Genomic DNA, 12624 nt, shown 5'->3' on the forward strand with positions numbered 1-12624 from the left:
TCGGATAAGGTTTACTCCTGTTCTTCCATCCGGCGCAACAGTCGTTTTTGCAGGGTGTTCAGGTAGTGTGTCCGGTCATTTGTCCGGGATTTAAGTTCCATGTAGGTATGGTAGAAATCACCTAAATCTATGTCGAACATATCTTCAAAGCAAGATACAATATCCTTTATATCAACCGTTCCCTTATTGAAATCGCCATTGGTGTAGAGTGCGTAGATAAGTTCCACCAATGCCCGTTTTGTCCCCGTCCACCGGAGCAGCTTCTTTATATTCCCGTTTTTGACCTGCTGGCGTTGGAAACGCCGTTCAAGTTCATTCAATCGGTTGGTGAGGTAGATGGCAAACAGTTCGATGGCTAAAATTTTGGCTACCTTATAATCATAACTGGTGCTGAACTGTGGGTCTGCTTCATAATAGAAATTGTCTATAAGGATATGAATGTCAGGTTTCCCACGCAGGAAATATTTATGGTCTAAATAGGTGGCTTTTGTCCGGTAATACTGGTAGAAACTTATATTACGTTGGAAATGCGCCAAAATCCGGTCGGTTTCCGCCATAATGAACTCCTTTTGCGTTTCTTCGCTGCCGTTCGGAAAACGCAGTTCAAACTGGTAAACCGTATTGTAATAGATAATTTTACTTGCTATTATTGGCTTTTGCTCTTTGAAGAAATAAATTTCTTCTTCCTTGCTGGTGAAAGAGTAGGAAATGATAAAGGCTTTCAGTTCCCCTATGATTTCTTGCAGATAGTCAATGACCTGTTTGCACAGGCTGAAAGGGTCGTTGTTGTTATCTTCAAAGTCCTGTATTTGTAAATCCACCTTTTGCAAAAGGTCGGTAAAGTATTCGTTCAAGTTCTGTTGTCCCATAATTAATCGTTCCTTTATTAATCGGGCGCAAAGTTACAGGCTTTAAATCACCGCTTTATTCTTCATTTCTCACATTCTATTCTTCATAGTGAACATTCCGTTGTCCTTTCAGGTGTTTACGCAGCACGCCGGGAGTTCCGAGCATATATTTCACACAGAAATCGTTCAGGTTACTGGCGGACGAAAACCCGGTGTCCTCTGCAATCTCCAATAATCTTTTGTCTGTATATTCCAGCAGGTAGGCTATCTCCTTTACCCGTTGTTCACGTATCCACTGGCACAGTGTTTTTCCAAATTCCGCCTTGAACCTGCGGCGGAACGAACGATATTCCATATTACAGCATTTGGCAAGGACGGTCGGCGAATAAACCTTATAGCCTTTTATCTGCACCATTTCCCGGAATGACCGCTGTCGCAGGTATTTCAGGTTTCGTTCGGCACGGCGGAACTGTTCATCGGTGATGTGGCTGCCTTTTCCGTGATAGACTTCCCGCCGTGCCTGAAAGAAGTAGTCGCACACCCAGTTATAGACACCCGACAAGTATCTGTGATTGTCGAAAACCTGCCGGAGCATATCGGTAAAGAACAACAGTTCGTCCAGCTTGTTTTGCTCGATATAAGGTACTACAAGGTTTTCTTTAAGATAGAAGAAAGCGAAATCTTCGGGACAATATGCCAAAAGAAAAATATAGGTTTTATAATCCTGTTGTTCCAATGTCGGCAGTTCTCCGCTTTCTTTCAGGCTGTTGGTGACAAAGTGCAGCAGTTCACTGTTTCCGGCAAACTGTTCTAAGGTTTCCAACTCTTTCAGTGAACGGCTGTTATTCACCAGCCATTGTATCTTGTCCGCCAATTCTTGCACAGGGGGCAATATCTCCGGACGCTCCGCCGCTTTGGATAGTAAAAATCCAGTAATTGTTTTCATAATGATTTAGAACTATGTTGGTACATTCTATTCTTCTTTATTGTCAGCAACGGTATTCGGATAACTGCAAATGCTTAGGTTATCCGACATTTCCGTTCATCATATCATTCCAGTCCTGCACCGCTTTTATGGCGCATTGGTAGTAGCAGATACCCCACACGATTAACCAATATACCAACACGGCAGTTATCTTGAACAACCGTCTTTTCCGTATATTATTCACTTGTTTTCCGATGAAGTGGAAAAGGAATAGCATAATCCCCCATAATACAAATGTCAGCATTTTGCATTTTATCGTTATGAATATATCGTTAGCCGCTATGTCGAAGTCGGGCAAAGCAGATGTATAGTAAGAAGTGATACGCCATCCCACCAGTAGAGAAATAATAGCAAACAGAGCGTTTTCAATTCTTTTATATGGCATTGTTGTTTTCATGTTTCTGTATTATTAAATCACCTCGCTTCAAAACGTTCAAATTCACCGATGAATTGAGCCGCCATGTCAATGTATGGAAAGATTTTAACTACTTGTATGTGTTCGTCTGTTTCTTCTCCACCTGCTGACAGGACGGGAACATAACCAAAACATTCATCGCCTTGCAGCGCACCCAGTTTTTCTTTTATTCGAGGATATAGCCCTAACTTATATCTGAACTCCAAAGAATCATTCTTGAATAAAAGAATGTTGAACAGCAGATTAAAGTTATCCGTGAAAATTTGGAATGTTCCATACCGTATATTCAAAAAAACGATGTGATTGCCAAGTTGCTTTTGGCTACTTTTGATATATACGAACAAATCCCCGAAAGCCGTTACCATGAAAGGGATTGCTGCTTCATTATACTCCCGTTGGTAATATTGGTTCACGAACTCTTGATAATCTGCCGGATTCATTATCCGGAACAGACCATTACAAAAGATACCCAATCCGACTTCTTGCCACAATGTAATCAACTCTTTAGGGGCTATATCGGCGTATTTTGCAAGAAAAGCACCATCCGCTACCTGCCTTTTGCAATCTATGTTCTGATTTAAAAATCTCTCGTACATAATGTTTATGCTTTAATAGTTACTAATTTTGGCGGATAACCGACCTTTTCTGGGAGGTTTAGCTGTTTGTTAGCAACAATTTTTTATTATCAATTCTTTAATCTGATGAATATTTACTCACAAAATCATGATAAATTGCAAAGAAAATATTCAATGCAGCACATTCACTACCACCTGTATTAAGTAATAGTAAATATGACCATGGGTAATTTACATCTTCAAAAGAATAATATAAGTTCACAAACTTATTGAAATGCTGAAAAAACTCAATTTCTTCAGCATCCTTTTCATGATCTGATAATGAAAAGCCCAATAACAAGTCGTAAAGTTCTGTCACACTTTCGTTTCTTAAATAGCCTCTTGGTCTTTTTTCTATATTCTCTATTAATTCCTTAAATCTCATCTGACTAATTTCTTTTTACGTTACTAATGTCTAAGTGAAAAACAGCATTTGGCTGTTTTCACACTCTGTTAGTAATTTTGTTATCATGCAAATTCAAAATCCCCCAATGACTGACATATTAAATCAATATACGGCACAAATTTGACACGTTCTACTTTATCTATGTCATTATCTCCACCTAATGCCAATGCAGGAACATAACCGTAACATTCATCTTCTGCAAGCCGTCCTAATTTGCTGACTAAAGCAGGAAACATTTCCAAGTCAAACATTTTAATACAAGTGTTCGATAGAATACGAACATTAAACAATATTTTGACATTGCTCGCTCCTATCTTCCATGTTCCTTTTCTGATATTTATATAGGCTACATAACTCTCATTGAGACATGTATCATAAATCCATACGAATATATCACCGAAAGCCGTTATCATAAATGGTATTTGCGGCTTGATTTGTCCCGATTCTCCAATATAAGCGTCATCCCAAAAGATAAATTCTTCGGGTGGCAGCAACCGAAACAGACCATTATAAAATGTTCCGAAACCAACTTCTTGCCATAAGGTAATCAACTCTTTAGGGGCTGTGTTGGCATACTTTGCAAGAAAAGCATCATCCGCTACCTGCCTCTCACATTCCATATTCTGACTTAAAAATTTCTCGTACATAATGTTTATCCTTTAATAGTTACTAATATCCAACAAATAATCAGCTTTTAGGACGATTAATCTGTTTAGTATCTGTTATTTCTTACGACTCTCTAATATTTTGTTATAACCGACACTTATTAAATCATTCTCTATTCTATTTAACAGTTTATTCCATTCGTAAATAAAACAGTCTCTTTTTATATTTATTATGTTACATTTATTTAGTGAACTTCTAAGTGTGTTTTTAATATCATCACATGCTATATCAATAAAACAAGCCATTATCGTTAAATTATCTTCTTCAATATAACATTCCCATTTAGCTGTAAATCCATTATCCAAGAAGTTCTCGATAAAATATTTTTCCCCTAAATTAATCTGCTCAATCATATGAATTATGTTAGGATATAAACTTCCAATGGAAGCTCCCAAAAGGGGTATAATATATCCATTCCAATTCAATTCAGCAACACATCCAGATTTATTATAAGTTGTCTCAATAGCCTCTGATATATAAATATCATCTAAGTCCTTCACTGGATTTATAATAATATTTTTAATATTGATTTGAAACATATCTAATATATTTAATTTTAACGTATTGTCCCTATTGTTTTCATAATGACTTGACAAGGAGTTACATTTAGCAGCTAACTTGGCTCGTTAATAACTTAATTATCCCTCTAATCCACAACATTTATAATGAACTGGATTAGAGTTCATAAAACGACAAAGAATAATATGACCAAAGAAATAATCAGGATTACACCCTAAATACAACTCAACCAACGGATTTTTATCGTTTTCATCAAGTACCAAAATTATAGATTGAAGTTTTATGCTTTGTAAGAAATCTTTTTGTGCTATTGGTACAAAAACTTTCTCGCCTTCATCTGTTAGGTAACACTCCTCGTCTTCATTTTCAACCTTAAATGCTTCATCTGCAACCCATTCTTCTGCAAGATTTATCATATCAGCATCAAGAATGGACTGTAAACACTCTTTTTGAGTGTCGTTTATCTGTTGCAGGCATTGCTGTACTTGCAATAGGAGTATTGATAAATCAGCGTTTTCATTACCATTTGGAAAGATTGTAACATTACAATCCACACTCCATATAGATACACTATGCCCATAACTCAAAGGTGTATCAATCTTTTGGAAATCCGTTGTCTTTAGTTGTGCTATTGCTGTCATATTATTGTCGTAATCAAATTATTATTAATGGTTAGAAAGGAACATTTTCGATGTTATCTTTCATTGTTACTGATGAATTTTATTCCATACTTATTTCTTTCAAGTTTATAAACTTCAATTTCTCTATCAACATATTCGGTATCATCTTTATTTTTTACAACAACAGGCTTTAATATTTCCTTTTGTTTTCCAAGATATACGATACGGGGAAACGTAAAATTGTTGCCAATGAATAATCGTGCGTCTATATTATCCTCTGCAAAACGATAAGAGATAGATAAATAATCCTTTTGCTGATTACCTGAAACGAATATTGTTTCTTTCTTCAACTCTCCATTTGCAAAACTAACAGCTTTCATTACTGCTAAAGGATATGCAGTCGCTATTTGACTTGTTCCCGAAAGCAGGTAATATCTTTTATCCGATGCTTGAATAGAATAAATAGTATCATAGCATACCCCCATATCATTATCATTATTTATATTGAAGAAATACGTGTGTTCTTTATCCTTATATTGAATATAAGAGGCAAACAATGGCATCGAACCACCGAAATAAGTGTTCCGGGAAAATACCCTCATATCCCCGTCTGTTGATACAGCCATAGTAAATTGCCGTTCTTTTTTCCTCAATTCTCTAAAGTCGTATTTCATTCCTTTATCGGCTGTACAAAGTTCTTCCAGCAGGTTAGAGAATCTATTTTGTAAAGAATCGCAATAATCATCATTCGTATAGGGATAATTTTGCCGTAGCATATATAAAGTATCTTGAATAAAGCAAAGCTGTTTTTCCAAAGAAGGCAAGTTATTGTCACTTTGTGCTATTGTAGCTTCCACTGCTCCAAAACACAAGACGATACAAAATATGTATTTAATCTTCTTCATTTTTATCTGATATTATCAGTAATGGTTTGACAAGGAATACCATTTAGGTATAATAAACTTAATTGTTCTTGCTCACTTACATTTTCGCTTATTAGTCTGCACATATATTCTTGCAGGCAACAATGATATTTTTCAGTAGTAAGCAATGACTTTATATAGTTCATATTTTCATATATGTATTTCATTTTATAAGCTAATATTTCAAAGGGCATATCTTCGTTATTATAAGTAGCTATTATCTGCCATAAATTTGAAATCGTTTGGCTTACGTCATTATCTTGGGGCTTTTTATTAGCTTCCATATTCTGATATTTATAGATGTAATACTCTGTGTATGCAGGTATGCGGTATGTTTCATGTGTGAAGCCAGTTCCACCCCCGGCGATACATCTCAACATATCGTTTACACAATAGAATATTTTGTTTAACGTCTTACGTTCGCTACGATAGTGTTTCCTATTATTGGCATTAAATTGTGCATACCACATACAATATAAGTCAAATCCGGTTTCTCCATAAAAGTAACCTTGCAATGAAGTGTATTGTTGGCAGTATAATGTATCGGGATAAACCGTTGCCGAATTTACAAACAATCTTTCAGCATCTTCTTTTATATAGTTATACTCTTTTTTACTTTGCTTGCGGAGTTTATCTACATTAAGTATTTCATCTTGTATGTTACGTTCACGCAGAGTTTTGCTGCAAGAACACCCCATTACCATGAAAATGGCAAGAACCAATAATACTATGTTTGCAAAACGATACATGTTGTTTATTATGGGATTAAGACAACTGTGTTTAGCAGTTTAGGTGATTATTGCAAATTTATCTTACTCCTTTCAATTCTTCTTTCATTCTTCCTTTTAGATGAAAATAAGCCAGTACACCAAGAACGTTGAATAATGCGGTTTCATCTTCATTGCGCCCTAATGCCTTATAGAATTTTGCAACGTTCCGGTAAGCAAGGATTAGAAAGATTAAATAAACAACAGCTAAAATCCCCCCACTAAATACAAGCGTACAAATGCCTATCAATGAATTTCTACTGTATGCTTTATACTGCTTTTCGGCTTCATCGTAATCATAGTTTGTTAAATAGCCGAACTGCTGTAAATCTTCTCTGCTCCAACCTCTCTTTTCCAATAAGTGGATGGCATAATCACGGAGTTCATCATCATAGCCATAACGCTTATAATTTTTCACTACGTCTATCAATTTATCATTGTCGAATTTATTTAGGATGTCTATATCTTCCATAATACTTCATTTATGTTTATAATGGGTTAGCCTGCTTCGTTATCAGTGAGTTTTATTAATCTATTCATTTGCATAATACATACCTGTTCTTTCTATGAATATATTTCTGACTACCATTGATATTCTCTTAAATTCATCTATATTCACAGGAGAAAACAGCAAAGTTATATTTTGGTATATTCCTAAATCCCAATTTCTATTTTCAGGCACATTAAAAGATATACAGCCGTTTCTAACACTACAATCAAAATATTCTGTATCAAAATACTTTCCGTTCACTTGACTATTTAATTCCATATAAAGGTTATCTTCTTCTTTCAACCTTGATATAGTATAATAGCCTTCACTTGTTTGAAAGAATAAGGCGTTAAGACCTTCTTCATTATCTAACTCATAAGAAATTTCTAAAACTTTTAATTCCATATATTAGTTTGTTAGTTGTTCAATTACTGATAATGGTTTGGTGAGGGACAGCGTTTAGCTGTTATCTCGACCTTGTTATAAGCTAAATTTTTCTGTTATTATATTCTTTATCATTTTAGCATCTGTGCTATTCAGCATATAAATGCTGCATAGTTTACTAAGAGCTTGCTGTATCTCTGCATCCATCATCCCTAAGTTGAACATTATACCTAAAGGAAGAAACCAAGAGTTAGGAACTTGCTCGTCCTCAATCTTTACCTTTGGGATATGGCTTTCTGCGTCATTTTCACAACTTAATACACACCCTCTGTCTTCTTCTTGTAGATTTCCGGTAGCATCTAATTCGGCACAATAGAAACGCTTTTCTTGGCTTCTCTCATAATAGCCATAAGCGTAACGATATTCCCATAAATCTATCGAGAAGTAATAGACACCGCATTTTGCCGAAAGCCTTTTACCCAATGTTTCGTAAATATATCGCAAACATTTCCCTTCAACGATATAATATCCGTTAATGACTGACGAAATCAATATCTTATCCACTCTCGGTAAAAGGTCATTAAGATAATTGTCTGCATTTTCATAAGTAGTACAAAGTATTGGGTTGTTATCCCACTGCTCATTTTCAGACAAAAGGGTTAGTCCCAATATGTCTGCAACATCTTTTCTAATGGATGCAGGTATTAAGATCCAATCAGCACAGCTAAAATGTTCTTGTACTTGTTCGTTCATAATTTGGTGTACTATTGCTTATAATGGCTTGACAAGGAGCTGCGTTTAGCAGCTAACTTGGCTTGTTAGTAATAATTCATTCCTCTTTCTGTTCATCCAAACATTCATTCACCCAATCTCTAAGTCCTTCATCAATATCTTTCTGCAATGTTTCTTCTAAAATCACTATACCTTCTGATTTTTCGGAAGTGTCAAGAGAGTTTAAGAATCTGTTAAGCATCCATATATTATATTCAGTAGGCACTCTACGAATAGAAGCATATAAAAAAGGAGCATAAGTATTATTATCAAGTTTTTCCAAATAATGGACTACACGACCGGGATTGCCAAAGTTGAAATGTGGATGCCTTTCAAGCAATCTAAATAAAGGCTCGATTAAAGCATTATCCATTTCAGTTAAAACAGATTCTACCTCTTGCAAATCTTCTTCGGATTGAAGATTCATATTGTTGATTTTAGAAATAATCTCATTTACATTCATACTTCGTTTATGTTTATCAAGTTATTACTAATGTTTGGTGGCTAATCGACCTTTGGGGAGATTTAGCCGCTTGTTAGCAACCTCGTTCAGAACACATCATTTTCCCACCATTTATCAAAAGTTCGTGGACAAACCTTGCGGATGGATTCTTCATCGTCCTCTTCCCATTCAAATTCGATTTCGTGAGCATACTGGGGTAATGAATAGTTTTCTTCCGCTGTATAAAAGTAATCTTCATTCCCGGTTCGCTCTCCAAGAATTGCCTGAACGGCATAATCTAAGTCCTCTTGTTCTGGATAATCGTCTCCTTCCGGATCTTCAAGTTTCGAGAACACATCACACAAGGTATCTGCATTTTCCAATGCGTTGTAAAACACTTTCCGCCCCTGCACAATAAGCCAAAATCGAAAATAGTCGAACCCGTCATCGCTGCATCCGCCAAGCACGACGTAGGCAACAGCCCATAAGTCCTGCTTATAGGATAGGCTGCAAAAATATTCCCACCAATATCTAAACCCAAACAATTCTTCTTCGGAAAGTGGGGTTAGACACTCTTTCAAATTTCGTCCACGATTAGAATTTTCGATGATTGTCCAAAACTTTTCTTCTGTCATCAATTTGGATGCTTCTTTTGTCATTTTCTTTCTTTTTCAGGGTTGCTAATGGTTTGACAAGGGGCTGCGTTCAGCAACTATCTTGGCTTATTAGCTGTATTCTAATTATCTTTTATTGAATTTAGAAGTTTACTTAATTCACTCTCATTATCCACAAATCCTGTTTCCATCAATGCTTTAATATATTCTTTTGTAAAAGAAGCAAATTTATCTTTGTATTTCAAACTGTAAAGGAGATTGGCAATATCGAATAACTCCCAATTATCTTTTGAGAACAAAGCATATTTATCTACCAATTTAATTATCTGCTCTTTAATTATTACCTCTTTATCTGATGATTGATTTAATGCCAAGATGATATTTTTTGCTAAGGCAGAAGATGAAACCCGTGTATTGAGCATAACAAAAAACAAATCATCTAATAAACGTATCTGTATTTTTTCAGGAATATACTCATACATCATTACTTTTAGCGTAATATGCAAACCTTGTTCATCTTTACGGTTGCGCAAAGACTTCGATAAATCATTATAGATTTGCTCTTCATCACAAGCTAAAAATAAGGCGAGACTTTGCCTGTATTCGTTATAGGCAATATTGACCTGTTTCCATTCCTTTGAATATTTATCTTCCATATTACAATTCATTTTACAGCTAATGGCACGGAAATATGCACCGTTTAGGTGCTTAATTTTCATGTTCAAGACAGTTTTACCCGCCTTGNGTTCAGCAGGGAACGGCTTGTCCGTTATCCTGCTTCGTTAATGGTAAATTATATTTTTCCCTGTCTGTGCAATGCCTCTATGAAAAAGCAAGTAAAGGTTGCCACTATATATACAGTAAGTGCCCACACTCCAACTTTACGTTGCACAGAGTTTTCATCCTCATACTTGGTTATAATTCTTCTGTACCTTTTCTTGAAGAAAAATCTGCCACACAGCAATGCTATTAAACTGCCTTCAATGATATAGTATTGAGTATCGGACGGATAATCAATGATTCCGTATTGGGTTAATATACCCCATGCGGTTAATACATTTGTACTTAACATGACCGAAAACAAAAGCATTGCCAAAAATGTGGCTCCTTCCGATACAGAAGAATGAAGCCATAATCTATAAAACCTATAATATAAATAGTCTATCATATACCTTATTACCATTAATGGCTAAGCGGGGAACGCTGTTAGGCGTTATCACGCTTTGTTAGCAATATTTTTACTTCTAAATTCTTTTAATTTCTTTTCAATAAAAGCAAAGTCATTGATTGCTTTAATCCCGTCTTTTGCTCTATCGTATTTTTGTCGCCATTTTCTAATGCCATACAGATAAAACTTTAATCCCTCTTCCGTTAAATCTCCAATTTTTATTTCAGTATTATCTGTAGGCTTTTCTCCTTTTTTTAGTATTTCTTTAGTTGTCAATCCATTATCTTGTAAGAAATGGATGATATTTTCAAAAAAGATAATTTGCTCTGTTTTGAATTTATCAGTTAAGGGTGGTATAGACTTCATTTGAGTAAACCATCCTAATTTTGATATTATCTCGTCTTTATCCATATTTCAAATTTTATTGCTAATGGCACGGAAATATGCACCGTTTAGGTGCTTAATTTTCATGTTCAAGACAGTTTTACCCGCCTTGCCTTTTTACATATTATATAGAACTTCAATTTTTAACTGCTGTTTCCGGCAGAAAGAGGTGTGAAGTTCATGCTTACACCTTCCTTGTTTTATTACTGCTCTTATCTGTATTTCATTCATTTTTTGTTCTCTTTTCTTCTGTTTTATGGGATTTTTCTGTATTTATTCACGGCAGGGCATAGCTATCCCATGTTGCTATCATGCCGCTTTTCGTCTGTGTATGTCGCAATGCTCCAATACAACCGTATATGTTGTGCCGCCACTTACTACCGTTGTGTGACTGTAAACTCTCATTTGTCCGCAGCACTCGCAGAAATACGGGTTTTCATACTCGCTTTCTTCCTGCTGCAATTTGGTTTCCTCAATCTCGCTTTTATCCCGTCCGAAGTATTCTTCCGGCAAATTACCTTTGTTGGAGTAGAAGCCGTAATACCTCACGATGCGGAAGTAACGCAGGGGAACGTGTTGCAACAATCGGGGGAAGAACTCACGATAGTGCAATGTCAGTTCCTTTTCTACCGGATTTCTTCTGTCAGGCGAGTTCAGGTAGTCACGATAGCGGAATGAAATGTTTTCACCATCCATTGCCGTAATCTTATACTCACTCAAACACGCTCTTTTGGAATATCTGCCTACATATTGTATCACCTGCTCCGGCATTTGTATCGGCGGCTCCAAATGCACAATCCAATCCTTTTTGTTCGCCACCTTTTTGATGAAGCCCATAAACTCCATGCGGTCACGAAAATCATGTTCCAGTCTGCCCGCATCGAACAGTTCTATCAACGCATTTTCAAACTTGTAGCGGAACACCTTACAGATAGAGGGGATATGTACATAGTCACGTTCGGGAATGACAATCTTTCCGTTGCTGTCAATACCACCCCACGACATAATCATGTGCGTGTGTACATGAAACTGCTTCGTTTCCCCGTAGGTATGTAACACGGCAATCACTCCGGTTTTCAAGCCGAACTTATGCTGCATCCAGTCTTTAACAGTTTCAGCCGATGTGCGCATCAAGATATTCAATATTTCTTTCTTGTTGTGCTTCACCAAATCCAGTAATATATGCGGCAAGGTCATAACCACATGGCGGTGTGGCACTCGCAGCAACTTGTCTTTCATGCGTCCCGCCCATTTCAGCGTATCACGCCAACCGCATGACGGGCAGAAACGGTTCTTGCAGCTATGGTAGATTTCCCGTACTTCGCCACATTCGGGACAAGCATATGTATCTATGCCTAAAGCTGCTGTACGGCATACACGGATAGCGTTCACCGCCTTGTACTGTTCGGGGGTGATATACTCCGCCGGGTGCTGTGCATACTCGTCCCACCACCGATTGAAGAAGTCGGATAAACGGTACTTTTTCGCTTGGCAACCATCTGTGTATATGTCGCTTAACAAATCTATCATACTCGTGTCGTTATTTCCGTTGTTTTTGCCACTTCGCTATAAACTGCTGATTCATAGTTGTTTTAATTGTCTTGAATT

At 36.5% G+C, this 12624-nt stretch carries 18 protein-coding genes; all 18 read right to left on the reverse strand.

The features are described 5' to 3' along the window. Positions 1–11: 11 nt before the first annotated feature. The gene (locus tag JZY04_RS13380) at positions 12–869 is read right to left on the reverse strand and encodes an RteC domain-containing protein (RefSeq protein ID WP_050496763.1); all 858 of its coding nucleotides are present in this window, start codon (positions 867–869) and stop codon (positions 12–14) included. Between the two features lie 76 nt (positions 870–945). Next, complete coding sequence (locus JZY04_RS13385; protein WP_122142013.1) at positions 946–1794, reverse strand: AraC family transcriptional regulator; 849 nt, start codon at positions 1792–1794, stop codon at positions 946–948. Positions 1795–1873: 79 nt separating this feature from the next. Further along, a complete protein-coding gene (locus JZY04_RS13390; protein ID WP_234058932.1) occupies positions 1874–2230 on the reverse strand; it encodes a hypothetical protein in 357 nt (118 codons plus the stop codon). Positions 2231–2247: 17 nt separating this feature from the next. Then, positions 2248–2844: a T6SS immunity protein Tdi1 domain-containing protein gene (locus JZY04_RS13395; protein WP_122142011.1), complete on the reverse strand. Its 597-nt coding sequence runs from the start codon at positions 2842–2844 to the stop codon at positions 2248–2250. A gap of 97 nt (positions 2845–2941) precedes the next feature. Continuing rightward, the gene (locus tag JZY04_RS13400) at positions 2942–3247 is read right to left on the reverse strand and encodes a hypothetical protein (RefSeq protein WP_122142010.1); all 306 of its coding nucleotides are present in this window, start codon (positions 3245–3247) and stop codon (positions 2942–2944) included. A gap of 83 nt (positions 3248–3330) precedes the next feature. Then, a complete protein-coding gene (locus JZY04_RS13405) occupies positions 3331–3915 on the reverse strand; it encodes a T6SS immunity protein Tdi1 domain-containing protein (RefSeq protein ID WP_122142009.1) in 585 nt (194 codons plus the stop codon). Positions 3916–3990: 75 nt separating this feature from the next. Next, positions 3991–4473, reverse strand: coding sequence for a hypothetical protein (locus tag JZY04_RS13410; RefSeq protein WP_122142008.1), 483 nt, complete (start codon positions 4471–4473; stop codon positions 3991–3993). 99 nt (positions 4474–4572) lie between these two features. After that, on the reverse strand, positions 4573–5094 hold the full coding sequence (locus JZY04_RS13415; RefSeq protein WP_122142007.1) for a DUF2262 domain-containing protein: 522 nt from the start codon (positions 5092–5094) through the stop codon (positions 4573–4575). A 53-nt stretch (positions 5095–5147) separates the two neighbouring features. Then, positions 5148–5978, reverse strand: coding sequence for a hypothetical protein (locus JZY04_RS13420; protein ID WP_122142006.1), 831 nt, complete (start codon positions 5976–5978; stop codon positions 5148–5150). A 2-nt stretch (positions 5979–5980) separates the two neighbouring features. Then, positions 5981–6745, reverse strand: a complete 765-nt coding sequence (locus tag JZY04_RS13425) for a hypothetical protein (RefSeq protein ID WP_122142005.1) — start codon at positions 6743–6745, stop codon at positions 5981–5983. A 58-nt stretch (positions 6746–6803) separates the two neighbouring features. Then, the gene (locus JZY04_RS13430) at positions 6804–7235 is read right to left on the reverse strand and encodes a hypothetical protein (protein WP_120145246.1); all 432 of its coding nucleotides are present in this window, start codon (positions 7233–7235) and stop codon (positions 6804–6806) included. A 60-nt stretch (positions 7236–7295) separates the two neighbouring features. Further along, a complete protein-coding gene (locus tag JZY04_RS13435) occupies positions 7296–7658 on the reverse strand; it encodes a hypothetical protein (protein WP_122142004.1) in 363 nt (120 codons plus the stop codon). A 75-nt stretch (positions 7659–7733) separates the two neighbouring features. Next, the gene (locus tag JZY04_RS13440; RefSeq protein WP_122142003.1) at positions 7734–8390 is read right to left on the reverse strand and encodes a hypothetical protein; all 657 of its coding nucleotides are present in this window, start codon (positions 8388–8390) and stop codon (positions 7734–7736) included. Positions 8391–8466: 76 nt separating this feature from the next. Further along, complete coding sequence (locus JZY04_RS13445; RefSeq protein WP_122142002.1) at positions 8467–8871, reverse strand: hypothetical protein; 405 nt, start codon at positions 8869–8871, stop codon at positions 8467–8469. Positions 8872–8957: 86 nt separating this feature from the next. Further along, entirely contained in the window at positions 8958–9509 is a 552-nt protein-coding gene (locus tag JZY04_RS13450; protein WP_120145244.1) for a DUF4240 domain-containing protein, read from the reverse strand. Positions 9510–9586: 77 nt separating this feature from the next. Beyond that, entirely contained in the window at positions 9587–10183 is a 597-nt protein-coding gene (locus JZY04_RS13455) for a hypothetical protein (RefSeq protein ID WP_220575411.1), read from the reverse strand. A gap of 497 nt (positions 10184–10680) precedes the next feature. Further along, positions 10681–11043, reverse strand: coding sequence for a hypothetical protein (locus JZY04_RS13460; protein ID WP_004328536.1), 363 nt, complete (start codon positions 11041–11043; stop codon positions 10681–10683). A 282-nt stretch (positions 11044–11325) separates the two neighbouring features. Continuing rightward, entirely contained in the window at positions 11326–12546 is a 1221-nt protein-coding gene (locus tag JZY04_RS13465) for a transposase (RefSeq protein WP_118299854.1), read from the reverse strand. Positions 12547–12624: the final 78 nt, after the last annotated feature.

The sequence above is a fragment of the Bacteroides sp. 11BF genome (assembly GCF_019633765.1).
Taxonomy (GTDB): domain Bacteria; phylum Bacteroidota; class Bacteroidia; order Bacteroidales; family Bacteroidaceae; genus Bacteroides; species Bacteroides hominis.